This is a genomic window from Formosa undariae (genome assembly GCF_042427615.1).
GTDB lineage: Bacteria > Bacteroidota > Bacteroidia > Flavobacteriales > Flavobacteriaceae > Formosa > Formosa undariae.
In genome coordinates this window covers 340,436-366,069 of the sequence record NZ_JBHMEZ010000012.1, presented here as the reverse complement: position 1 = coordinate 366,069, position 25,634 = coordinate 340,436, and the positions used below count along the sequence as shown (strand labels likewise).

Annotated in this window: 26 protein-coding genes; 21 read left to right on the top strand and 5 right to left on the bottom strand. The window is 32.0% G+C overall.

Features of this window, described 5'->3' with window-relative positions:
- Positions 1-49 precede the first annotated feature (49 nt).
- The 7 genes from ACFFVB_RS12690 (at position 50) to ACFFVB_RS12660 (ending at position 4,998) form a co-directional block, all read left to right on the top strand.
- Positions 50-1,267, top strand: coding sequence for a hypothetical protein (locus ACFFVB_RS12690; RefSeq protein WP_382383291.1), 1,218 nt, complete (start codon positions 50-52; stop codon positions 1,265-1,267).
- Between the two features lie 376 nt (positions 1,268-1,643).
- Positions 1,644-2,093 (top strand): cytochrome c oxidase assembly factor Coa1 family protein, encoded by a 450-nt coding sequence (locus ACFFVB_RS12685; protein ID WP_382383289.1) that lies wholly within the window; start codon positions 1,644-1,646, stop codon positions 2,091-2,093.
- 187 nt (positions 2,094-2,280) lie between these two features.
- Positions 2,281-3,057, top strand: a complete 777-nt coding sequence (locus ACFFVB_RS12680) for a hypothetical protein (protein ID WP_382383287.1) — start codon at positions 2,281-2,283, stop codon at positions 3,055-3,057.
- 211 nt (positions 3,058-3,268) lie between these two features.
- Positions 3,269-4,084, top strand: coding sequence for a hypothetical protein (locus ACFFVB_RS12675; RefSeq protein ID WP_382383285.1), 816 nt, complete (start codon positions 3,269-3,271; stop codon positions 4,082-4,084).
- Positions 4,085-4,128: 44 nt separating this feature from the next.
- Positions 4,129-4,299, top strand: a complete 171-nt coding sequence (locus ACFFVB_RS12670; RefSeq protein WP_382383283.1) for a DUF6563 family protein — start codon at positions 4,129-4,131, stop codon at positions 4,297-4,299.
- A 34-nt stretch (positions 4,300-4,333) separates the two neighbouring features.
- On the top strand, positions 4,334-4,627 hold the full coding sequence (locus ACFFVB_RS12665; RefSeq protein ID WP_382383281.1) for a DUF6563 family protein: 294 nt from the start codon (positions 4,334-4,336) through the stop codon (positions 4,625-4,627).
- Between the two features lie 29 nt (positions 4,628-4,656).
- Entirely contained in the window at positions 4,657-4,998 is a 342-nt protein-coding gene (locus ACFFVB_RS12660; RefSeq protein ID WP_382383279.1) for an avidin-fold protein, read from the top strand.
- Between the two features lie 353 nt (positions 4,999-5,351).
- Here the strand turns inward: ACFFVB_RS12660 and ACFFVB_RS12655 are convergent, their stop codons facing one another.
- Positions 5,352-6,554: a sensor histidine kinase gene (locus tag ACFFVB_RS12655; protein ID WP_382383277.1), complete on the bottom strand. Its 1,203-nt coding sequence runs from the start codon at positions 6,552-6,554 to the stop codon at positions 5,352-5,354.
- Between the two features lie 346 nt (positions 6,555-6,900).
- On the opposite strand from ACFFVB_RS12655, the gene ACFFVB_RS12650 reads away from it, so the two are divergent.
- The 12 genes from ACFFVB_RS12650 (at position 6,901) to ACFFVB_RS12595 (ending at position 20,923) form a co-directional block, all read left to right on the top strand.
- Positions 6,901-7,443, top strand: coding sequence for a DUF3575 domain-containing protein (locus ACFFVB_RS12650; RefSeq protein ID WP_382383275.1), 543 nt, complete (start codon positions 6,901-6,903; stop codon positions 7,441-7,443).
- A gap of 259 nt (positions 7,444-7,702) precedes the next feature.
- On the top strand, positions 7,703-8,152 hold the full coding sequence (locus ACFFVB_RS12645) for a cytochrome c oxidase assembly factor Coa1 family protein (protein WP_382383273.1): 450 nt from the start codon (positions 7,703-7,705) through the stop codon (positions 8,150-8,152).
- Positions 8,153-8,343: 191 nt separating this feature from the next.
- The gene (locus ACFFVB_RS12640) at positions 8,344-9,093 is read left to right on the top strand and encodes a hypothetical protein (RefSeq protein WP_382383271.1); all 750 of its coding nucleotides are present in this window, start codon (positions 8,344-8,346) and stop codon (positions 9,091-9,093) included.
- A 206-nt stretch (positions 9,094-9,299) separates the two neighbouring features.
- Positions 9,300-9,710, top strand: a complete 411-nt coding sequence (locus ACFFVB_RS12635; protein ID WP_382383269.1) for a hypothetical protein — start codon at positions 9,300-9,302, stop codon at positions 9,708-9,710.
- A gap of 198 nt (positions 9,711-9,908) precedes the next feature.
- Positions 9,909-10,331: a hypothetical protein gene (locus ACFFVB_RS12630; RefSeq protein ID WP_382383267.1), complete on the top strand. Its 423-nt coding sequence runs from the start codon at positions 9,909-9,911 to the stop codon at positions 10,329-10,331.
- Positions 10,332-10,438: 107 nt separating this feature from the next.
- A complete protein-coding gene (locus tag ACFFVB_RS12625) occupies positions 10,439-11,431 on the top strand; it encodes a phosphotransferase (protein WP_382383265.1) in 993 nt (330 codons plus the stop codon).
- 209 nt (positions 11,432-11,640) lie between these two features.
- Entirely contained in the window at positions 11,641-11,892 is a 252-nt protein-coding gene (locus tag ACFFVB_RS12620) for a hypothetical protein (protein WP_382383263.1), read from the top strand.
- 85 nt (positions 11,893-11,977) lie between these two features.
- Entirely contained in the window at positions 11,978-12,673 is a 696-nt protein-coding gene (locus ACFFVB_RS12615) for a hypothetical protein (RefSeq protein ID WP_382383261.1), read from the top strand.
- A gap of 883 nt (positions 12,674-13,556) precedes the next feature.
- Entirely contained in the window at positions 13,557-15,401 is a 1,845-nt protein-coding gene (locus ACFFVB_RS12610; protein ID WP_382383259.1) for a hypothetical protein, read from the top strand.
- A 417-nt stretch (positions 15,402-15,818) separates the two neighbouring features.
- A complete protein-coding gene (locus ACFFVB_RS12605; RefSeq protein WP_382383257.1) occupies positions 15,819-17,273 on the top strand; it encodes a sulfatase in 1,455 nt (484 codons plus the stop codon).
- A 38-nt stretch (positions 17,274-17,311) separates the two neighbouring features.
- On the top strand, positions 17,312-19,657 hold the full coding sequence (locus tag ACFFVB_RS12600; RefSeq protein WP_382383255.1) for a glycoside hydrolase family 95 protein: 2,346 nt from the start codon (positions 17,312-17,314) through the stop codon (positions 19,655-19,657).
- Positions 19,658-20,038: 381 nt separating this feature from the next.
- Complete coding sequence (locus ACFFVB_RS12595) at positions 20,039-20,923, top strand: alpha/beta hydrolase (protein WP_382383254.1); 885 nt, start codon at positions 20,039-20,041, stop codon at positions 20,921-20,923.
- A gap of 90 nt (positions 20,924-21,013) precedes the next feature.
- On the opposite strand, the gene ACFFVB_RS12590 is transcribed toward ACFFVB_RS12595, so the two are convergent.
- Complete coding sequence (locus tag ACFFVB_RS12590; protein WP_382383253.1) at positions 21,014-21,370, bottom strand: DUF6686 family protein; 357 nt, start codon at positions 21,368-21,370, stop codon at positions 21,014-21,016.
- Positions 21,371-21,500: 130 nt separating this feature from the next.
- Here ACFFVB_RS12590 and ACFFVB_RS12585 point away from each other — a divergent pair, with 130 nt between their 5' ends.
- Positions 21,501-21,839, top strand: coding sequence for a hypothetical protein (locus ACFFVB_RS12585; RefSeq protein WP_382383252.1), 339 nt, complete (start codon positions 21,501-21,503; stop codon positions 21,837-21,839).
- A gap of 242 nt (positions 21,840-22,081) precedes the next feature.
- Here ACFFVB_RS12585 and ACFFVB_RS12580 read toward each other — a convergent pair whose 3' ends face one another.
- Positions 22,082-22,444 carry a hypothetical protein gene (locus ACFFVB_RS12580; RefSeq protein WP_382383250.1) on the bottom strand — a complete coding sequence of 121 codons (363 nt, stop codon included), beginning with the start codon at positions 22,442-22,444 and terminating at the stop codon, positions 22,082-22,084.
- An 89-nt stretch (positions 22,445-22,533) separates the two neighbouring features.
- Here ACFFVB_RS12580 and ACFFVB_RS12575 point away from each other — a divergent pair, with 89 nt between their 5' ends.
- Positions 22,534-23,067 (top strand): flavodoxin, encoded by a 534-nt coding sequence (locus ACFFVB_RS12575; protein WP_382383249.1) that lies wholly within the window; start codon positions 22,534-22,536, stop codon positions 23,065-23,067.
- 124 nt (positions 23,068-23,191) lie between these two features.
- On the opposite strand, the gene ACFFVB_RS12570 is transcribed toward ACFFVB_RS12575, so the two are convergent.
- Both ACFFVB_RS12570 and ACFFVB_RS12565 read right to left on the bottom strand, forming a co-directional pair.
- Entirely contained in the window at positions 23,192-24,682 is a 1,491-nt protein-coding gene (locus ACFFVB_RS12570; protein WP_382383247.1) for an acyl-CoA dehydrogenase family protein, read from the bottom strand.
- Between the two features lie 304 nt (positions 24,683-24,986).
- A complete protein-coding gene (locus ACFFVB_RS12565) occupies positions 24,987-25,607 on the bottom strand; it encodes an RNA polymerase sigma factor (RefSeq protein WP_382383246.1) in 621 nt (206 codons plus the stop codon).
- Positions 25,608-25,634 lie beyond the last annotated feature (27 nt).

Below are 25,634 nucleotides of genomic sequence, written 5' to 3'. Positions count from 1 at the left end.
GCAGGGATAAACCAATGTTTATTTTGTTTAATGGGAGTTAGCAATAATTATGACTAAAAGCTTTTATTTACTCATATTGATATTATTAATAGTTTCTTGTCAACAAGTTAAAAAGGACTATGAAGAAATTGATTTCGTTAATAATTATAAATTAAAATCGGAATTGGAAAGTAGTATTAAGTCGGATACTGTAGAACCAGATTTTCAGTCAATAGCAACAGATTTTTCACTGAATGGTGAACATAAAATCGCTCTCGAATATTGGGACTTAGCCTTCAAACCTAAACTAATAGAATATACCCAAACGCAATTCGATTCTATCAATAATCTGTATCAAGTTATTGATGCTGAAGATTTTATTATCGATAAATCAAAAGACAACGAGATTGTTATAATTAATGAATCGCATCATAATGCTTCTCACAGGGTATTTACTGAATCATTGCTGAAAAAATTATTTGAAAATGGTTACACCAATTTATTCCTTGAAGCACTATCCAATGGAAAAAAGAAAGACACACTGCTAAAATCAAGGAAATATCCAATCGTTAAATCTGGATATTATACTAAAAACCCGCAGTTCGGAAATTTGATAAGAACAGCATTGGATATTGGTTACACAATTTATCCTTATGAAACAACTGGTAGAGTTGGAGGAGCTCAGAGGGAAATAGACCAAGCCAACAATATCTTTGAAATAATCAGTGAAAATCCTAATAAAAAGAATTTAATTCATTGTGGCTCTGGGCATGCACTTGAAGGAAATGTTGATTTCTTTGGAGGTTTATCTCTAGCTGGAAGATTACATAAATTAACAGGTATTGACCCTTTAACAATTGACCAAGTTTTTTACTCTGAAAAAAGCACAATTGAAAAGAGTAATATATATGTAAATACTTTTGATTTTAATAAACCTTCAGTTTTAATTGATGCAGATTCAAATCCATTTTCTTATGAGAATAATGAAAGATGGATAGATATAGTTATTTTTCACCCAATGACAAAATATATTAATAAAAGGCCAAATTGGTTATTTGAAAATGGAAATCAAAATACCAAAATTAATATAAGTGATTTAGAAATTGAGTTTCCAATATTTGTATTAGCATATAAAAACGGTGAAGATATAAATACTGCAGTTCCAATTGATATTGTCGAAGTAAAGACTAAAGCCAACAATTGCCATTTAGCTCTTAAAAAAGGAATTTATACTATTGTTGCTACAAATGGAAAAAAATCAATCAAATTTGAAAAAGAGGCTAAATAACTATTGCCAACAAAGTACTGTAATGAAAAAAAAATGAAACTACATTAATTTTTTACTAAAGCACTTGTACGAGCATCATCATATATTAAACCAGATTTTGTGATAGCAAAACAGGGTTTAAGAAGCTTATTTCCCATGGCTATAAATGCTACTTTCTTGCTTTTCTTTTTGTTTAATATACGCTCATAAAGTTTTCGTCAGCTTTTTTTTTTTACATATAGCAAAAGGCTATAAAAAAGGCAATTAATCTATACAGGGACATACCAATTCATTTATCTTTAGATTATAAAACACCATATATGGTATATGAATTATCCGTGTAAACGCAATTTTAACCTGTAGCCATATTTCAGGACTAGATATTTAAACAGACAGAATGAATAATGATTTAATTGAGCAAAAAAGCTGGTGGAAACTGAATTGGAAATGGTTTATTCCTGTGGTTGGAATGCTTCTGTTTTTTATGTTTTCATTATATTCCTCTGGCTTAGGCGGAAATTTAGGCGACTATTCAAAAGCCTATGCAGACCCAAAACTATATGATGTTGCATTAGAAAAAGTTAAACTGAATGAACGTGTGAAAGCTGTTTTAGGAGCAGTCGAGCCAATTAACAACATGACGATACTTAATGGTTCTGTGCATTATTCTGATGACAATAAATTAGTCAATTCAACAATAAAAATTACTTTCGAAAACGGAAAAGCCATGCTAGATATTTCTGCAGATCGGATTAATAACACGTGGAATTATAAAAAAATTAACGTTAGAATAAAAAATCCACCTGAAAAGAAAGAGACTATCGAAATAATAAAACCGATTGAATAAAAAGCGAAAGATAACGCTTTGTGAAAAAACATTAAATACTTTTAGATCTAAGGCAATACATCAAAATAATGGTGTTTTGAGCTTTTTTATATAACAATTAAAAAGTTCTGATATCCGGAAGTGAGAAACGATTATCGGTTATATTTGTTTTTATAAAAGAAGTTGGCAATAATTAAAACAAAAATAATTGGAAGACAAAATAAAAGATTGGTTGCTAAAAGGTGGATTTCCACTTGAAATGAAGTTTGTCAATTCATTATTAAAAGAAAATTTTGAAGTTGCACAATCTGTATATTATCAAGATTTTGAGACGGAAAAATTCCGTGAAACTGATATTATTGCGAGTAAGTTTGAAAAAATAAACGGTACTTGGACATATATTACATTTGTCATTGAATGTAAAAAATCATATGATAAACCTTGGATTGTTTTAAAGAACGATAAACTTTTAAACCATATTGGAGATGAGCTACCTGTCTATTTTACTAAAAATGGAAATGATTTTATTAAAACTATAAATCGACAAAATAATTATAAATCAGACCTTTTTTTTAAAAACAATAGAAGTATTGGATATTCACTTCAAACAGCATTTCACAAAGGCGTCGATAAATCTTTTGAGGCAGTTCAATCTGTAACGAAAGCTTGTGAATATTTTTCTCAAAAAATTAATGAGCGTAAAAATACGTGCGCCTTTTATTTTCCAATTGTACTCATTGAGGGCAGATTATTTGAAGGAAAGCTCGCAAATGATGAAATTGAAATTGAAGAAGTTCAAAATTCGGAAGTTTTAATTACAAGGTCATTTCATAAATATGGAAATTCTCATTTATTGATTTTCGAAAGTTCCGACCTTGATGCAGTTACTGACAGATTAAAGAAATTAACTGAAAAGTTTTTTGAAGAATACAAGGAATCGCTTAAAGAAACAATATCGCCAAAGTTAGATACTCGATTTGGATAAAAGGAATAACTATTGCTAACACCGTATGTAGCTCATATCTAATTAGATGCTTAATCTAAGCTAAGATATATTTGCTAGTCCGCCAAATTTTTTAATTTGTCTAATTGATAAAAAGGGTAATAAAAAAATTAAAAAATTCGGCTCGTGCTCAACCGAATAGTTGTCGTTAATTTGCATGCTACGAGCTATATACAAATCTGTTACCCAACATTTGAAAGAAACTGTTTTCATATTAAGTTTTGTTTTTAGCACATTAATTTTTGCTCAAAATCCCGAATCATCAACTCTATTTGAAAAAGAGTATTATGACTTAATGAATTACATTCCGAAAAATCTCAACTTTGATTCTGTTTACAAACCCGATAGCAGATTACTAAAGACTGACTTAAACACTATCGGAAGTTTGAAAGGATATAATTCACTCAAAGATGATTTTCAATTTTCAGATAAAGATATAAAATGGCTAGAAGAGCGAATTGACCAAATTGCAACTGAATTGTTTAATGATGGAAAAAGAATTTTAATTAGTGGTGTTGGAGGTTATTCAGGTTGTCCTGATAAAATGATTGATACTATTAAATTAAATAATATTGAGATAACTAATTTAAAATTTTGTCATAGTTGTACTGATTCATATCGAGACGAAAACTTCATCAAAGTATTTAATGACAGAATGTATTCTTTGTTGGGAATTCAACCACCGAATATAAAAACAAAATCATTCTACGGAAAATTCGAAGGTCGTGATAAAGGCAAATTCGAAATGAAATTAGTCCTAAAAGGCGACAGAACATTCAAATTTTGGTTAAATAAAGGACACGGTTCAGATTTTACAGAAGGTTTGTGGAAAAACGAAAGTGATACGCTAATTCTGAATTCTCGATCATTAAATAAAACCGATAATATAAGTATTGCTTTATCAAGTGGAAGATGGATTGAATTTAATAATCTAAAACTTCGATTAAAGAAAGGTAAACTAATTGAACTGAATGAAGAAAAACTAAAATTTAAAAAAGTAATCGAATAAAAAACGCACTACAATTATATTAATGTTTCACTAAAGGCGCATACATGAGCTTTAATGAAATTTTAAACCGGACTCGATCTCGTCAGTTGGATTTGAAACTCCTCAGAAGAACCCAGGGAGATATTAAGAAGAATGGCGGGAATGATTTCAAACTTGAGTCAGAAGATAATTCAATGTCCAAAAAAACGATAAAGAAATATGGGCGTATTCATTAGGAGACACGCTGTATGCTAACTGTAAAAAGTCAAGATGCAAATCTGGTATGCACCTTTGATTTCGGATGGTGAATATTTGGTTATTAAAGCAGGTGTATCGAATGACATAAAAGAACAAAAAAATCAAAGAAAAATGGGATATACTTTTGCTGCAATGGGGGGAGGAATTCGAGGTGCCCAGCTTGCCGCCTTGAGGTTTTTATACGTGATTGATGAAAGTATGCCAGGCATCCTTAAAACCAGAGAAGATCTACTACAAGCGTTTAATAAGGAAACGGAAATGACCCAAGATGTTTACATCCGGTATCTAAAGAGATTAAATGGATAAATTTAGCATTAACAGAATAAAATACAAATTTGAAAATAAATTACGACAACAGGAAATTTAGACCCATACAGAACTCTGAAAACGGAGAAACGACAAAAGAAACCATTTTTGAATACAAACAAAATGGCAAAATTCTGACTTCGGAATATTGCGGTGGACAAATTAAAAAAGGACATTTAATTGGATTAGTAGACGAAAATGGACGTATTGAAATGCGTTATCATCAAGTCAATAAAAAAGATGAATTAATGACAGGGATTTGTGTTTCTGAACCCGAAATTTTAGAAAATGGAAAAATCCGACTTCACGAAACTTGGAAATGGACTTCTGGTGACCAATCAAAAGGAAAATCGATTATAGAAGAAATATAAAGAAACACTTTGCACATCACAGTATATAAAAATTGTCGTTTGTAGCTTAATCAAAACGGCGTTCAATATGTATTACACTTTATGTTCCTGAGGAAAAATGGTTGCACATAAAATTGTAGATTATTAAATAAATATGACCTGCCAAATGATATATTTCTATTTTTTGAGGTCTAAATAATCTTCTTTTTATCTGCCTAGTCCTAACCTAATCCTAAAGAAACGAAACAACCATAGTACATAGATGTCGCTCACGTTACATTTAGAATACGGCAGGCTTTAAAACCTGATCGGTTATAATATAGGGTAGGGAATTACTGTTTTAATAATTGAAATAATGGATGCAAATTGCCAGTTTATTTTTTTGAAATGGTAAATAAAAATGTACTACCTACGCCCAATGTAGATGTCACCTTTATGTCTCCACCAAGATTATCTATAATTTTTTTTACCGAAGCTAAGCCAATACCAGTACCAATATTTCCGTACTTATCTTCTCTACCAACAACAGTAAAAAGATTAAAGATTTTATCGATAAATTCTTCAGGAATACCATCTCCATTATCTTGGACCGAAAAGGCATAATCAGATTCATTTTCCGAAATAGTAATAGTAATTTCTGTTTTTGGTTTACTGTTATATTTTATAGAATTTGAGACCAAATTAATTAAAACATGCATTAAAGCCGATTTATTTGCTTCAAGTGCTGTCGCATTGCCTTCAAGATGAAAAACAACACTTTTCTCTGGATTGGTCACTTTTTTTAATTCATCAAAAAGATCTTGAACTACTATGTCTTCTACGGTATGATTGGATAATTCATCACTTTTATAGTACTTTAGTAGGCCGTCGACATAATTTTTTAAAGAATAAGAAGACGATTTAAGATATTCTAAATAGTGCTGAGATTCTTCATTTAGATTTCCTTGGTTTTCATCTTCAAGCAATTCCGTTAAAGAAATAATATTGGCTAAAGGCGATTTAAGATCGTGAGACACCACCCTTACAAATTTCTCTAAATCTTCATTTCTTTGTTTTAATTTGTCTTGTAACTCATTAAGCAAAATATTTTGATATCGCTGTTCCATGAGCATAGTGACTTGTTTTGCCATGGCAAGTAATGCCTTTTTTTGCTCCTCCGATAATGTTCTTGGTTTGGTATCGTAAACACAAAGCATTCCTAATTTATAACCTTCAGGATTTACTAAAGCCGCTCCTGCATAAAAAACAATATTATTTTCGAGTACCAAAGGGTTGTCATGGAACCGTTCGTCTAGTCTCGAATCCTCGATAACAGTAAGTAAATCATCAGAATTAATGGCATGTCCACAAAAGGAAAGATCCCTAGTCGTTTCATTGAAAGGTATGCCGTAATGTGATTTCAAAAAATTACGATCTCGGTCCAATAACGTTACTAACGATATCGGTACATCGCAAATGTAGGCCATCAAATCTGTAATATTATCATAACTTTCCTCTGGTAAAGTATCTATTAGCTGGTATTTATTTACTGCTAATTGTCTATTACATTCATTCTCAGGAAGCTCAGGTCTTATCATAAAAAATTAAAATTTACTATGAAAATAACCTATATATTTCTGATAACCTAAATTATACCCAGCGCATTATTTGTGTATGAAATAGGACTGAGAACACATCGTTTAGAAATAACAGTTTCTAAATTTATCTTTAGACTATAACATCCCAAATTGGCATATCAATTAAGGGTCTAATTATATAGTTAACCTGTAATCCTTTTTTAGGATAGACCTTTGGGAGGTCTGCCAAATCTAGTAATTGAGATGTATTTGTTTTGTGTTTAATTTAACTTTTGCTATTGATTTTGTTAACAGTATTGAAAATCAAATTGGTATAAGTTTAACGAGAACAATTAATCCTATTTTTATGAAAAAAAATTACGTAGTCATTGTATTACTATTGTCCTGTTTTGCTATGAATGCTCAAATGGATACTACAGTAAGTCTAATCGAAAAAAAGAATGAAATAAAGCTGAATGCAGCAACACTTTTATTTGGAACTTTTGAAATGACTTATGAAAGAATTTTAAACCAAAAATCGGCTTTGGGAATTTCTGCTTTAACGGTGTATTCTAAGGATAATAACGAGGATACAAATTTTACCATTTCACCATATTACAGAAGATATTTTGGAAAAAAATATGCCTCGGGTTTTTTTCTCGAAGGTTTTACCATGTTAAATTCGACCGATGGAAAACAAATAACCGACATAAACGGAAATTTGACGCCTAATGAAGAACCCGATGTAATCGATATGTCTCTGGGAATAGGTTTCGGAAGTAAATGGGTGACTAAAAGTGGTTTTATTTTTGAAGCAAATTTGGGATGGGGGAAACTTTTATTTAATGCCGACAAAACAGACCATAATCAGGTTGCAAAGTTAGGATTAAGTGCTGGTTATAGATTTTAACACAGCTATAAAAAGTGTTGAAACATAGCCGCCACGAAATGGGGTTCTGGAATTCTAAACGATGAATTTTACCTGAACCAGATCTTTACTGACGTCTAACACGCTAAAAGGGCTATAAAAAATGCAATTAATCTATACGGGGACATACCAATTCATTTATCTTTAGATTATAAAACACCAAATATGGTATATCAATTATCTGCCTAAAAGCAATTTTAACTGTAGCTATATTTCAGGACAAGACATTTAAACAGACAGAATGAATAATGATTTAATTGAGCAAAAAAGCTGGTGGCAACTGAATTGGAAATGGTTTGTTCCTGTGGTTGGAATGCTTCTGTTTTTTATATTTTTATTATTTTCCTCTGGCTTAGGCGGAAATTTAGGCGACTATTCAAAAGCCTATGCAGACCCAAAACTTTATGATGTTGCATTAGAAAAAGTTAAACTGAATGAACATGTGAAAGCAGTTTTAGGAGCAGTCGAGCCGATTAACAACATGACGATACTTAATGGTTCTGTTCATTATTCTGATGACAATAAATCAGTCAATTCAACAATAAAAATTACTTTCGAAAGTGGAAAAGCCATGCTAGACATTTCTGCAGATCGAAGTAATGACACGTGGAATTATAAAAAAATTAACGTTAGAATAAAAAATCCACCTGAAAAGAAAGAAACTATCGAAATAATAAAACCGATTGAATAAAAAGCGAAGCATAACGCTTAGTAAAAAAAACATTAAATATTTTTAGATCTAAGGCAATACATCAAAATAATGGTGTTTTTAGCTTTTTTATATAATAACTAAAAAGTTCTGATATCCGGAAGTGCGACATGATTATCGGTTATATTTGTGTTTATAAAAGATGTTAGGTGCAATATTAAAAACTGATTCAAATGAAGACTATATGTGATACCAATATTTGGAGAGGTTTAATGGAAAAAGAAATTACAGAATTCGAATTATCATCTTTAAATTCTCCTTTGACATTATCATTCATCAACATTGATGAAATAGCAAAATCTAATCTGATTTTAAGTGATATTGGAAAATCAAGGGTTGTTATCCAACGAATGATGCAGATGTCAGCGATGAAGATATATGACCCACCACTTATATATTTAAAAAAGATGGATACTGATGATTTTCAATATAATTCTCCCGAAAAGCATATAGATATGTTACACATAACAAATGCTATTGCAAACGGACAAGGAATAAACGAAAGTAACTTTAAATCTTATAAAAAAAGACGTGAAACAGTATTTGTTGATTTATGTAACATAATAAATAAGGAATCAGAAAAAATTCGAAAAAGCACTACTCATACCTATGAAAAGTTAGATTCTAAAGTTATTAATAGAGATTTTATTTCATTCATAGTAAAATCACAGACAGGAATAAATCTTTCAAATGAGTTTGATTGGTCACAAATAGAATTATTCGAAGGTGTTCTAAGTTTATTTTTTAAAGAATTAGAAACTACCAAGGCTAAAATTAAGCCTAATGACATATATGACTTATTTATATTAATTTACGTTCAGCCAAATGATGAATTTTGGTCTGTAGATATAAAAAAAGGGCCTCTAAAATATGTGAATAAAATTGCTGATGGAAAATACTTGTACGGAAATAACATTGCCTAATACTATATATAGCAAATTGGGCGATTAGTGCTTAATTCAAAAGCAGTTGTCTATTTGCAAAGTCGCCAAATCTTTTGATGGTATTAAAAAAGAAAAATTAATACAAAATACAAAAGATTTGGCTTATGGCTAAACTGAAAGTAATCTCTTATTTTCTGTCCAACTTGCCTTATATTTAACGTTGTACTAAATGTCATAAACCGACAATGAAAGAACTAAAAAGTAAAATAAAGGAATTAATAATCGGATTTGAAAACGGAAAGGAATCCGCTCAAAAAACTCTTGAAAAAATTAATAAACTATCTTCATTAAAGATAGACGAAGACTTTTTACGAAACTATTGGAGAAGTACCAATTTGAAAAATTTTATTGAATTATTAACTACACCTGAAATCGAAAATTGGGCGGAAATTGATGATGAATATGCGGACAAATTAATTACGGAAATTTTGAATAACTTGAGCAACGATGCTTGGATAAACAGAAATACCACTGCATTAGAAAAACGATATAAAAAATCAACTGGAACAATATCAAATTGGATTTTTTACGATGATATTGTTGATCGAAATAAGATATTAGGATTATTAAAAACAAACACAACTATTCAATTATAGAATTGACCGAATAAGAGTTAAAAACTAAACGGAATAAAAAAAAACACTAACCAGAACACGGTATCAAAAAATGCTAGTTTTAGCTAAACCAAAGTTAATTGCTTGTTTGCTAACGTCTGATTTTCCTTCCAAAAACCCTCGCAAACAAACCCCAATTATTGTATGCCTAAACATATGGCGATCAACTTAAAACACATTATGTCAATTAAAAAAGTTATACTATTTCATGGGATTGTAATGGCCTTATTAATGCTTTCGTCTTGTTCAGGCAATGATAATTCAGAAGCACAAACCGATATCATTATCGGAAAATGGAGAGCGATAGAAAAGTATGAATCCAACATACAAGTCGATTTACCAATATGCCTACCCCATTTGTACACAGAATATACAGCCGATAAATCTATTCAAGGCGACAAAATAATTACAGCTGATTTTCCTGAAGAATGTGGAATTATCCTTTTTGAACTGGGATGGCATTGGAGTAATCTTGGAAATAATCAATATCGGATTCGGTACCTAGAGGAACACGGACAGATATTTACGTTTTATAAAGATGGGGAAAATTTGGTGGAAGAAAACTCTGATGGAATAACCAAAACAATATTTGAGCCGTACTAAATAGGGGTTGCAATAGCGTGACTAATTAATGTCTGTTTTTAATTCCATACATTCGTCGCTAATACATACAACAAACCAATCCTAATAACGTAGCTACCATTACAACAATGAAAGTATTTCCTGTACTAGCCTCTACAATTTCAGAAAAAGAGTTGGGCACATTTGCAAAAGAACAATACGGATTTCATGACAATTACGACTGTAAATTGTTCCGGACAGGAATGAACCACACGTATATGCTTTCGGACAACGAAACAAAATACGTGTTGCGGGTGTATAGTCATAATTGGAGGTCAAAATCTGAAATTAATGAAGAGGTCGCACTTTTAAATCTTTTGCATAACAATAATTTAAGTGTTTCTTTTCCTATTCCAGATAAAAATGGAGCATACATTCAGGAGATTCAAGCTCCTGAAGGGATTAGGTATGTCGTGCTGTTTTCGTTTGCTGAAGGCGATAAAATTAGATTTATCGACCAAGACACATGTTTTTTAATTGGTGAGTTAATGGCTAAGATTCATAAACTGACTGCTAATTCAAAGATCGCCCGCATATCTTACGACAAAAAATCACTTATAGAATACGCTTACGAACATTTGAAACCCTTCTTTTCAGAGACCTTGCCAGCCATGGAATTTATAAAAGGGATTCGTGATTTCTATCAGACATCCGATTTTGAGGATACGCAAACCGGCGTGGTTCATATGGATATTTGGTACGATAATATGGCGATTACACAGGAAAAAGACGTTACCATTTATGACTTTGATTTTTGTGGAAATGGGGCACAAGTTTTAGATATCGGATATTTCTGTAAACAATTATTTCATATTGAAGCCGACAAGACTATATATGAACTGAAAAAGAAACACTTTTTAGACGGTTACCAAAGTATTAAAATTTTATCTGATAGCACATTGAAATTAATTCCTAAAGCTGGGTTGGCAGTTCATGTGTTTTATCTTGGGATTCAGGCACAACGCTTTGATTGGTCGAACATCTTTTTATCTAAGAATTATCTCGAGATGTTTTACGTGGCCAGATTAAAATCTTGGATTAGCTATAATGCTATGGAAAAGAATACTGAGGCTAATAGATAATAGAGTAGGGAATACGTACGTTCTATTAAAATATTACACTTGTTTTATGGAAAAATAAGAACAGCATTTTTAGTTTTTATATAAAAACTAAAAAGCGCTAATATCTAGAAACACTACTGGATTATCGTTTATATTTGTTTTGTGTAACACCTTACCCACACTAAAATTAAAAAAGCACATAGTTTTATTTATTACTGAATACTATTTACATGTTTATAGATCAAGATCAAAAATTTAAAGAAGTACTTTCTAAAATAGAAGGCATAGTTAGCGAACAAAGTTTTTTTAATATGTTCTTAGAATTGTATCCGGAAGTTTGGAAAAAGCATAAAGCGAACTATTCAAAATTCACAAGAAGCAAGCAATTCGGACAAACCATTCCGTTGCCAAAACCTGAAGTGTCTTTGCGAAAGGAAATTAGGTTGTGGCTTCAAAAAAACTATTATAAACCTCAGGATTAAAGGCTTATATACATGGGATTAAGATAGGTTAATTTGGTTAACGTTACTCTAATTCCATTTCACTACACCACATTAAGACCACAAAATGAAGCCTCTACTAATCTTTCTAGCTTTAACAGTATTACTCACATCTTGTGTGCGAAAAGAGAAAACGGAACCGGAATTTTATACCGAACATGGTGCTTCGTTTTCTGCTTTAAGACACGGCGATTGGACAAAAAACACATGGATAAGAAAGCCTGCGAATTTAAAAATGATTCATGAATCTTTTAAAAAATTAGGTTATAATAAACTAGAAAACCTGATTTCTAAAAGCGATAATGCATTTTTAATTGAAGGCGTTTATATCAAACGAAATTTTAAAGCGGTTATGGATAGTTTAGAACTAACCTACAACAAGCCCGACTTACAGAGTAAATATTATACCGAATTTTGGAAGCGTAGAAAAGTAGAAAAGAATGATGCTATGGTATATGTCATACTCAAAGAATTTAACGCTTTACAAGCAGATAAAATACAACCCATTTCTGAAAATGAGTTTGTAAACGACACTCTAGTGCATCTTCTAGCCATTGAATTTGATAACGAAAATCTGAATTCTGAAAAGGCAAAAAAAGATTTCGATGTATTAAAAACGTACGGATTTCATCAATCAGCTTATAATCTTCTTTTTGAACGTTTCGAATATTCGGAATTAGAATTAGATCGCGAGCGATTAAAACAGGAGTTGACTAAAGCAAAAGAATTTAAACACCCTTGGTTAAGCGATAATCAAAAATAAGAGAAGTTTAAGACTACCAAAACGAATTTAAAAACAGGTCCGCTCTTCAAGATAAAGAGTAGTATACTATTAAGCTTATAGCGTCAAGGGATTGATGCTATGGGCTTTTTTTATGCAACAAAGTAGGCTAATATTTACACGGTTCTCGACCAGAAATGAATTTTTTATAGCAGTCTATGATAAACAAGTAACCGTTGTAGATGATAATATTTTAATCTAAATGACTTTTTAGTTTTTCAATTTTAGAAGGCCCACTTACTTGCTTTTTAATTATTTGTCCGCTACTATCCATTAAGATATGCTAAGGAATCGCTAATGTTTCTGCGGCTCGTCTTATTTGTTTATAAATGCTACAATTTCAGAAATTTCGGGTGCTATAAATGGCGTATATTACTCTCGGGATAATCTATTTTAAATTGATAGAATTCGGAGATCAGTTCCTTTTCGTAATTTTTATCAATAGCTGTATAATACAGGTATGCGGCATAATAATACGCTAAGCCCGTATTAGAAAGATGTTTTTTATTTTATTAATGGTTTTGTTTTCATATTTATTCAGGAGCACGTTAATACTTAGGAACTCTGGTAATGGTTTATTAATCCTAAGTTGTCATCAAGATATATGTTTTCCACAAAGCATTCGGGATAAATCAGAAGAATGAACTTGTGATTCCTTTGTAAACGCATTGATTTTTAGTTTTTTATAAGTTGATTTAGCGAATTTAAATAGTATTTAAACGAAATTAAACCCTAATTACGGGAAACCTCTTTTTTTGTCTACATTAAAGGAATATCTTATACCCTAATTGTAATATGATTCTTTTTTGTTTAAAAACCAATCATTAACCACTAACTAGAAACCAGTCACTTAAACTTAAGCTTTATGAAATTAGAAAAGATATTAGATAAATTAGGATCAATTGAAAAAAATTCCTTTATCAAAATAATAGATAATATCATATCTAAAAATCCCAGAAATATTAAGGAGATAAATAAAATTTTAAGCTCAACAGATAAAGGGTTAAAATCAGTCGATAATCAAAATATATCTACCATATTTGAGTTAACTGAAAAAGAATTTCAAGAGCAAATTAATTGTGAATTTCAAGAAATTACATCTCAATTGGATTTATTAATTGATATTATCATTAGAGATGGAAACTGTATAATGAAACAAGATTGGTTTTCTCGTTTATATGAAAATGAGATCAAGCATTTAAAAACTAAAATTAAAAATCTAAATGCCGATTTTGATAAAGATACATCAGAATTAAGTGCATCAAGGGTTAGAGATTATAAAATTTATAAGGCTTGTTTACAAACCGCTTATTACAATGATGTCGATAATAATAGGGAAGCTAAAATAACTTCAGATGAGTTATCTATTATACTTACTCTAGCTCATCAGCTGGATCTTTCTCAAGAAGAGGAAAAGTTAATTAATTATTCAATTTTACCGGTTAAAAAACTCGAAATACAAGAGGTTATCAAGAGTTTAAAAAATATAGGTGTAATTTTTTATTCTAACAAGGAAAATACTATTTACGTGGCAGACGAGATGGTAAGGATGTTGAGAAAAGTAAGACAGCAGGAAGTTGCTGAGAAATTTTATCGTAGAACGCTTAAACTATTAAGAGAACCTATAATAAATCAAATTTGTAAGGACCATAACATAGATAGAAAGTTATCATACTCTGTTAAAATCGAAGAAATAATAAAAGAAGGAGTTTCTTTTACTAATCTACTTTTAGAAGATATCTATAAAGTAGGAGGTAATTTAACCGACAAGAAAAAAACATTAAATGAGCTTTGTGAGAAAGGCTTAGGTATAAGTAATTTAAAAGGAAGTGTGCTTGAAGACAAAATAAGTAGTTTAATTGAACACTTCGAAAATGTAGAACGAGATGAGAAAGTGGGGATTTCTATTGATGGTTTTGATAAATTATTAACAGAGCTAAATCTGTCTTTACCAAAATTAAATAAGCAAATTAAAGATCAATTTGAATTACAAGATGAATATGTTTTAAAGGCCGATTTTCTGTTAGATTACAACATAAAGCCAAGAGATATTTTAGATTTAATCGAGAAGGAAAATTTAACCAAATTTATTAAAGATAATGGAGTTAAACAAAGAGGAGATGATATTTTAAATATCTTGGAACATTATAAAGATGTTGAAAATTTATACTTAGAAAATTATGAAAATGTTGCTTATCGTAATTTGAATTTATTAAAAGAAAATGGAATTATAGTAAAGGAAAGTGAGTTAGGCTTGAAGTTTGAAGAATTAACTTCATTCATATTTCAAAGTTTAGGTTTTAATGTTGATGAAGTATTTAAAAATGAATTAAATACAAAAAAGGACATGATTGATATACTCTTAAATTTAGGCAATGATGAAGTTATTATTGTTGAATGTAAAACAAGTAAAGAAAGAGGTTATAATAAATTTAGTACGGTGTCAAGACAGTTAAAGTCCTATCAAAATGTTGCACTTAAAAACAACCTTCGCATCGTTAAGATATTACTAGTCGCACCAGAGTTTAGTGATGATTTTGTTACAGATTGCGAAATGGACACTGAAATGAATTTATCATTAATTACAGCCTCCACACTCTTAAATATTTCTGATGCTTTTAAATTATCGAAATATAAAGAATTTCCTCATGTGTTATTTAGAGATATAGTTATTAATGAAGATCGAATTATAAAAGCTTTAAGTAAATAAAACAACTAGAAAAAGAATTACAATTCTATAATACAAAAATATAAAACTAAGCGTTTTTTGAAAAACACGATTTACTCTTAGTCCGAGCTTACAAAATTCAAAATAAGGATTTTGTAAGCTTTTTTATATATAAAAAGATAAGCTTTTTAATCAAAAACTGCAACACTTCAAAATTGGTGTCGCACCTATTTTGTAAGAAAACTATATAAATTGGTTAGATATAAACATCATTTTTTGTTTTTTTTGATAAATATCCTCTGTTAAGGCGTTTAGTGAATAAAATTAAAAGAGATTATATATCTTTAAAATTCAAACACTAGCCATATTTCATATACTGTCAGCGTATAACCTATGCTAAGCAGTAATCTAATGGGCAAATTTCAGTGTAAAGACCTTAAAAAATTTTAAAGAAGTTTCATGAAAATATTCGACATTAAATCCAATACATATGGTATTCTAGGGCTGTTTTTTTTAACTGTGTTTACTTTATTTTCATGTGCTGAAGACGCACCTTTAACTCCTAATATTCTATTTATTTCGGCAGACGATTTAAATATAGATATTGGATGTTATGGAAGCGATCTGGTACAAACACCAAATATAGACCGACTTGCTAAAATGGGAGTTCGTTTTAATAAGGCCTATGCGCAACAAGCACTTTGTGGACCGAGTAGAGCTAGTGTTATGAGCGGATTAAGACCCAATACAACAGGCTTTGTAAATTTGCGAGACGACTTGCGAAAGCTAACGCCAGATGTGGTAACACTCGGACAGTTTTTCAAAAATAAGGGCTATTATTCAGGAAGAGTTGGAAAGATATTTCATCATGGAAACCCAGGAGATATAGGTACCGATGGACACGATGATCCGCTGACTTGGGATGAGAAATTTAATCCAGCCGGTATAGATAAAATTCATGAAGACAGTATTATTCGTTTTCCAGGTGGTATAACCGGTAAAAAAGGACGATTAGGCATCTCTATGGCCTATTGGGATCCTGTTAGCGAAGATAATGAGCATACAGATGGGATGGTTGCCGATAGAGCCGTGGAAATGATTCAGAGAAATAAAGACAAACCCTTTTTTATTGCGGCCGGGTTTTTTAATCCGCATTGTCCTTACGTAGCACCTAAAAAATACTTCGACTTATATCCTATAGAAGACATAACAATGCCCGATTTGGAGGAAGCCAAGCGCGACCTTGAAGATGTGCCGGCGATGGCGATACAACGCGATACCCTTGGATGGCCTTTTTATTATGATGTCACGGTAGACGAAGCTAGAAAATGTAAACAAGCTTATTATGCAAGTATATCTTTTGTAGATGCACAAGTGGGAAAACTACTGGATGCGCTAGAAGAAAATGACTTGCTTGAAAATACTATAGTCGTATTTTGGTCAGATCACGGCTACTTTCTAGGAGAAAAAGGGTTGTGGTATAAACGTAAAAACTTTGAACGTTCGGTAAGAGTGCCTTTAATACTAGCCGGATACGGCGTGAATGAACATAATAAGGTTGTAGACGCCCCAGTAGAATTATTGGATTTATACCCCACTTTAGTAGATGTGACAGGAAACAAAGTCCCAGCAGAATTAGACGGGAAAAGTTTAGTGCCTTTCTTAAAAGAATCCGACTATAAATGGGATAAGCCAGCGATATCACAGGTGTATCATGGTCCAAATGCACAAGGATATACGATTCGTACTAAAAGATGGCGCTATATAGAGTGGAACGCAGGAGCCGCTGGTTCTGAATTATACGATCATGAAAATGATCCAGACGAAATAGTCAATCTTGCCAATAATCCAGACTATTTAAGTACTGTAAAGAAATTAAGCGCAGAACTTAAGCCGTTTACAAAATATAACTAACTATAAAAGATTAATCCAACATCTAAACTAATAAACCAATGAAAGTAACAACTTTTCTTTTTATCACCTTAATTGTATTTTGCTCGTGTTCTAAGCTCGAAAAAGAACCCGGTTTTGAATACAGTTTATGGTACAATCAGCCAGCTGTAGAGTGGGAGGATGCCTTACCTGTAGGAAATGGACGTTTGGGAGCCATGATATTTGGGAACCCCGAAACCGAGCGTATTCAGTTTAACGAAGAAAGCCTGTGGGCAGGAAGTAAAGTCGATAATAATAATCCAGAATCGTTAGAACATCTTGGAGAAATTAGACAACTAATATTTGATGGTGATTTTAAAAAAGCGGGAAAAATGGCTGCGGATCATATGGTGGGAACGCCTCCTAAGGTCCGTTCTTATCAGACGTTTGGAGATTTGATGTTAGATTACCATTGGAAAAGTAAAGCAAAGCATTATAAAAGAGAGCTAAATTTACATTCAGGGATCGCTACGACTACATATGAAATTGAAGATAACCTTGTAAAGCAAGAAGTTTTTGCATCGGCACCAGACAATGTTATTGTGGTTCGTATCTCGGCAACTAAGCCTTTTAATGTCGATATCGCTTTAAAGCGTGAACGCGATGTAGAGATAAAATCAGAAGCGAATGGAACTATAAAAATGATAGGGCAAATTATAGATACATTAAATCCAAAAGCAGGTCCGGCAGGAGCCCATATGAAATTCGCTGCTATGGCTAAAGTGAAAAATGAAGGGGGAAAACTAGAAAATATAAATGAAGGCATAGCGTGTAATGAGGTGAAAACCGTAACCATATACCTTTCTGCAACGACAAACTATGATTTTGATAACCTTGATCTTGCTGAAGGCGTTAATCCGAGTCTAACATCTGAAAAGATTTTAAATAATATAGGCGATAAATCGTTTGCAGATTTAAAACAGGAACATATTAAAGATCATCGTGGCATGTTCGACCGTGTATCATTTACATTAGGACAAGATTCTTTAGCAACATTGCCTACAGACGAGAGATTAAACCGTGTTAAAGACGGCGCAATGGATAATGGTCTTATGGCTACGTACTTTCAATATGGAAGATATCTTTTAATGGGATCTTCACGTAAACCAGGGAAATTGCCAGCCAACCTTCAAGGGGTTTGGAATAAACATTATAATGCACCATGGAATGCCGATTTTCATACCAATATTAATCTGCAAATGAACTACTGGCCTGCAGAGGTTTGTAATCTTCCAGAAACGAGCTTACTTCTTGCTAATTTTATGGAGAAACTTACCGTTCCGGGTGGTGTTACGACTCAGAAAATGTATGGCACTAAAGGGTGGACTTTACATCATTTAACAGATGCTTTTGGCCGTACCGGAGTTGCAGATGGCGTTTGGGGTGTATCTCCGCTTGCTGGTCCTTGGATGACGTTTCCTCTTTATAGACATTATGAATTTACTAAAGACAAAGAATACCTACGTAACATCTACCCTGTATTAAAAGGATCTGCAGAATTTATAGTTGATTTTTTAGTTGAATCACCGGAAGGTTACCTGGTAACTAATCCATCTCATTCGCCAGAAAATGCTTTCTTTATTCCTGGAAGCGATAAAAAAGAACGATCTGTTTTAACCTATGGTTCTACCATTGATATTCAGATTATCAATGAATTATTTGATATCATTACCGAGTCTTCAGAAATATTGGATATCGATCATCAATTCTCAGAAAAGATTGAAGCCATCAGAAAGAAATTACCAGAAGTACAAATTGGGGAAAATGGGACTATTCAGGAATGGATAAAAGATTTCGAAGAAGTTAATGTAGGTCACAGACACATGTCTCATTTACTTGGATTGTATCCGTTAGCACAGATTACAGCAGATACTCCTGAACTTTTTGAGGCCGCTCAAAAAACCATTCAACGAAGATTAGGAAACGGTGGTGCACATACCGGTTGGAGTCGCGCTTGGATTATTAATTTCTACGCACGTTTACAAAATGGAGAAAAGGCACATGAAAATATTCAAGCACTTTTAGCAAAATCAACGCTGACGAATTTGTTTGATAGTCATCCGCCATTCCAGATTGACGGAAATTTTGGAGGGACATCGGGAATGGCAGAAATGTTATTACAATCTCACAATGAAACCATTCGTTTGTTACCAGCGTTACCAAAAGCATGGAGCGAAGGAAGTATTACAGGTCTTAAAGCGAGAGGTGATATTGAATGTGATATCACTTGGAATGATGGAAAATTGACAAAAGCTGTCTTCTATTCAGAAGAAGGAGGTTCAGAAAAAGTGGTTTACGGATCAGAGAATTTTACAATCGATCTTAAACCCGGAGAAGCCTATGTTTTTGAAGTTAATAAACAATAAAGGCGTTTACTAACAATCATTTTAAGGTAGACAAAATCGAAATGCTATACGTTATTAAAACCGTCTTTTAAGGCGGTTTTTTTGTTTTATATACGCGTGAATTTTAAAAATTACTCAGATGATTTTTAAAGATGTTTTGTTTTTTTTAATGTTTTCTGTCTTTATTTATTTGACTGGTTTTAATCACGTGATAAAAGACGTATTTATAAAAATGTACTTAAATTAGTAGTGTTGCGCTACATCTAAAAAACAGTCTGTAGTATACGCAGAAAGAAAATAATTCCAGGGAGTATGGGATAACCGTTAAAACAGGATCATATGATATTAAAAAACTACAGTAACGTACAGACCAATTGTTTCTTTTTTTTCTTAAGTTTAACCATGTCAATATCATTATATAGTCAAAAGATTGAAACGATTCCGCTTTGGGAATCAGAAATTCCATATGCTATTAGTAATTCGAATTATACAGAACTACCAACTTATGAGGGTGATTTACTAGTAAGAATATCTAAAGTATCTATACCAACACTAACTGTTTTTACGCCAAAAAAAAGCACTGCTAATGGTACGGCCGTTGTTATTTATCCAGGTGGTGGTTATCAGCATTTGGCGATGCATAAGGAAGGAACTAAAGTTGGAGCATGGTTAAGCAGTCTTGGAATTACGGCCTTTGTTTTAAAATACCGTTTACCTAGCGATGCGATAATGACTCAAAAAACCATCGGTCCCTTACAGGATGCACAAGAAGCGATGCGTTATATTAGGAGGCATGCTGCAGATTATAAATTGGATGTTAACAAAATAGGAGTTTTAGGGTTTTCGGCTGGTGGACATTTAGCAGCGACGCTGTCTACACATTATAAAGATCGTGTTTATGAGTCTGACAATACGAGTGCAAAACCTGATTTTTCTATCTTAATTTATCCTGTGATTTCAATGAAAAATGAGCTGACACATAACGGGTCAAGAGTACATCTATTAGGAGAAAATCCGTCAGAAGAAAACATTTTATATTACTCTAATGAATTGCAAGTAGATGACAATACACCTCCAACATTTTTAGTGCATGCCACAAACGATAAGTCGGTGCCTGTAGAAAATAGTGTCCACTATTATTTGGCCTTAAAAAAACATAAGATTGATACAGAAATGCATCTGTTTGAAAAGGGAGGTCATGGTTTTGGTTTAAGTAAAGACGATATCCATTTACATTGGAAAGACAATTGCGAAAATTGGTTAAAAGCGCACGACTTAATTCCATGACGTTATAGCTTATCTACTTTTTTATATTCCAGTATTAAATACGATTCATAATTCCCGTGAGAACGTTTTATATCACTCAAGGAAACGCTTTTAATTCTTAATATAATCGTAATCAACTTCTTCAACGCCAATTAAATGAAAAGGGTCTACCGGTTCTTTATAAAATACAAGGCGCTTTAATTCTTCCAACTCTGTGCGATTCAGCATTAAGAACAGATTGGGTTGCTCTGTAGGAATCGGGATTTTCCGTTTTATCTGTGTATCGCAGTAAGGGTTTTCCCAATGATTTGCATCAATTTTATCAATAAAAGCACCAAAATAGGCAAATTCCATTTCTGTGAGTTCGAGGTAAAAATGACCAAAAGTTAAATGATACACCATACAGGTTTCGCATGATACAAGATACCCGTTTTTGGTCTGGTTCAAGACCTTTGCTTTATGGCACATACTTTTAAAATTATCTTTTAGCACTATTTTACTTCTTTATAAATGAAGCTATTTCTGAGTCAAAAATAACAAAACTTATTTAGACTTAATAAAAATAATAAGTATATTTGAAATATAAATAAAGAAACATATGGATTTAATCTACACGAATACTTATGGAGCATGTTACACTGTAGATCATGAACCGGACTCTAATAAGGTACTTCAACTAGTAATAGATACGGTTGGGATATTTATGACTAAAGAGGATCTAAATCACATGTTAAACATGATTTTAGAAGAACCATTACCATGTGAGTGTAACGATTGTGGAGGAGAAATGTGCAACAAAATTTGGTGTTCGGGTCCATTACTAGATATTTGCCTGAAAGTTGATTTTCAAATACTAAAATTATTGGAAGATTTAATACGTGGCACTTTGTTTATGTTAGAAATGGACAAAACCTTAGACGAACATCGTATAAATTAAGGAGTCATTTTACATTTGATTTATAAGTGTAAGCGACACAGTAAAAAGTCAAAAACTTGTGAATAAAGAATAAAAACCCATATTCACTTTATACAGCTTTGTAATCTGTCATTCGCTCTGTTCATAGGTTTTTTTTATTCATCCTTTTTATGGTTTAATTTAACCTTTTTAGCAGCCTGAAATCCGATGATTAACAACTTTATTATAAACTGACAACCCTGAGTTTTTAGTTCAAATTAGATTTATAAAGGAATATTATTAAGGTGCAGAATTGAACTAAGTTCTAGTTCGAAGAGTGTTCCTTTTATAAGGTCTTGCAATGCCACGAGATTAGTCTTATTAGATTTAAAATGTACTGTGCTGTAAGCCGATTTAAATATAAGGGATTTGGTATCGTGGTTTTCATTGCACTCCTTGCAAGAACACCCTTTTTTAGCCGAGGCTATGGTCTTTAATAGTTGTACCAATTCGTTTTCATCTAATAGCATCGCGATATCACCTAATAGCAGTTGTATTTTTTCTGAGCCTGTTAGCGCATCTAAATCCGTTTTTATCAAATAAGTAGTGCCAATGGTGTTGTTATAAATGGGAATATAGAAATACATTATGAGTTTTTTTTAAATATAATAAATTATTCTTATTTAGATTAATTAAAAATAATGTAATTTCGTAGAACATTATTAAACTGTTTACAATGGAAGAGATAGGCTTGTTTTATGGATCTGATACTGGGATCACCGACGATATAACCAAAGACCTCGTAGCTTTTTGGGAAGAGAATAATTTGAATGTCATTGAAATCGGAGATGCGAATGTCTCCGATTTTAATAAGTACGAACAGCTTATTTTGGGATTGCCCACATGGTACGATGGCGATTTACAAAGTGATTGGGAAGACTTTTTCGATGATTTTAAAACCATAGATTTCACTAATAAAACAGTGGCTATTTATGGGCTTGGCGATCAAATAGGATATGGGGAGTTTTTTGTAGATGGTATCGGGATACTCGCTAAAGTAGTCATTGAAAATGGTGGTAAAGTTATTGGCTATTGGCCTACAGAAGGCTATACCTATACAGAGTCTGTTGCAACTATTGAAGATAACGAGGCCTTGTTTTATGGCTTGGCATTAGATCATGATAACGAATCTCAACTCACAGATGAACGCTTGAAAACGTGGATCGCGCAAATAAAATCAGAATTCAAACAGATGAAGATAGCAAGCTAATATTCACTTTCTAAGTGATATTGATTTTTCAAATGAATTAAAAATGAACAAGCGTATAATATTAATCTTCTAAATTAATGCTATACGCTTGCTCAAACAATGCTATGCTTCTAATAGTTCTCTACTAGATAAAGTTATACCACTCACTATTTTCGTTATAATCTTCAATCTGTATCACTGTGTTTTTAGAATTAAATGAGTTGATTAGATTTGATACATCTAGCTTTAGTAATTCGACACAGTTAGCTGTTAAATCCTGTCTAAATCCTTTTTCCTGCATTTCTAACACAAAATTAAGAGATATGATTCTAGAAAAAACTTTCCCTAAATCAATCATCTTTCTTTGTTTTAAATCTGTTTCTACTTTAAAATTCAAATACTCTTTAAAATATGAAATAGATTTTGTGGTCAGCTCATAGTCCTTTAAGAAACTATAAATATTAAACTCTTTCTTACGTTTCATGAGTTTAAAAAACATCTCTGTAATTTGAGTGTAAAGCATTTCGTTAGAGCCTTCAAAGATTTGAAACGCTCTACTGTCCATAATACCTCTTCCTCCAATGTTTTCCATTTTAAAACCTTTGGATCCTGATAATTGCGTTAAAGTTTGTGCCGCTTCTTGCATCAGGTCTGTTACATAAGCTTTCATGGTATTCGCTTCTATACCGCTATTCGCTAAATCATTTTCAATGCCACTATTCGTACTACTTCTAAAGCACATGGCAGAGGCTATAGTGTAAGCACTTTGTATGGTCGAAATCTGATATTTAACTTGGTCTAATTCTAATAATTTTTTTCCGCCAACAATACGTGAATTACAGTATTTAATAGATTCGTCTAACATTCTTTGAATAAAACCTAAAGCCATCCCCGGAAACTGCATTCTGCTTCTGTGTAAAATATCTAACATCATTTTAACACCAGAACTATGTGGTTCTAATTTGTACTGAGAAGGGATTTGAACATCTACTTTATTTCTTCCATAAGGAATCATATAAAGACCTAAGTTGTCGTAATATTCTTCGACTACTATTTGCTGATTTGGTTCATTAACATCACAAATAAAGAAATCTATATCTCTATTTAAATTTCCATTTGCGTTTTTCCCACGAGACGTAATAAGCCAATAATCGGCCATTCCCGTTAGTCCTTGCCAGTGCTTTGTTCCTTTAACATGATATTGATCGCCTACTTTTTCGTTATAGGTTTGCATACCAAGAGCATCACTACCAAAATCGGGTTCAGTAATCATTAAACCACCCATGTTTTGTTTTTCTAGAAAGCGTTTAAATATATTTTCCTTTATATCAGGATTAGCATATTTAGCTACGGGTTCTAAAAATAAAGCGATATTAATACCAAAGGTTAATGATAAAGGGAGAGATTCGTATGACGCCGCAGATAACATTCTAAGGCATTCATTTACTTTTACACCTCTTCCACCATGATTTTCTGGGATAGCTACAGATAAAGGAGATTTAGCCATGATATCTCTTAAAGCCACAGGAGGTAATCCGCGTTCCTTGCTAAATTGATGTATGTCATACCGTTGATGAAACACATCTTTTAAAGTCTCTTTAAAGTCTTTAATATATTCTGAAAAATCTTTTTGCATTGTAATTGTTTATTTTAAGTACTTATAAATTCATGTGTTTTAAATGTCTATGAAAATAAACTATAAATTTATGTAATAATAATTAGAATTATTCTAGATAATATAATTATGATGCTTTTTTTGGATAATTCGACTAGCAAATCAGAGTTATATGCCGTTTAAGATGCCATTTCATGGTTAAGAGATGGATTGCGTTAGTTTTATACTGAAATAGATTTGTAGTATTTAGACGGGATAAACATCTGAAAAATCATTCTAAATTACAAAAATGTCCGAGAAGAAACGCCTTAAGATTAAGAACACTTTATTTTATTAATCCAACAAGGATGAGAATTTCTAGGAAAATTTTAAAAGATTTGGAGCTTATCCCTATAAATGCTTTTGTTTGAACTTGAACTAAGCTGAGTACTTTTTTATAATGTGTTCTTACCACTTTTTCACTTACACCATATGCGATGGAGGTCTCTTTTACCGAGCAATTATGTTCCCAGATATTTCTAAAAATATCTTGAGTTAGTATCGGGAAGTTAATTAAGACGCGATCTATCATGTCTAACATGTCTTTTACCTGGATGTCTTCAATAATGTGTAAGTAACTCTCTTCATTTTCTACAGTATCTAAAGCAAATTCGTGACCTGAAAATTTAGAAGCAGATGTACGGAGATAATCCAGCATGCGATATGTGAAATAATGAATTAGATAGGTTCTGGCTACTCCAAATTCATCTGTCTTAATGGTATGCGATTTAGACCAAAAAATAACCCAGAAATTTTGTACAATATCTTCGGCAAGATCTCTATTTCCAGTACGTTTCGTAGCCCAGTTTAATAATAATTTGGCATATCTATTATAAAAGACTTTAAACGCGTTTTCGTCTTTATTATCATAAATGGCTTTAAGTAAATCCTGATCTGAACGATGCATTTTGTTGGGAGTGCTTTATAGTTGCAA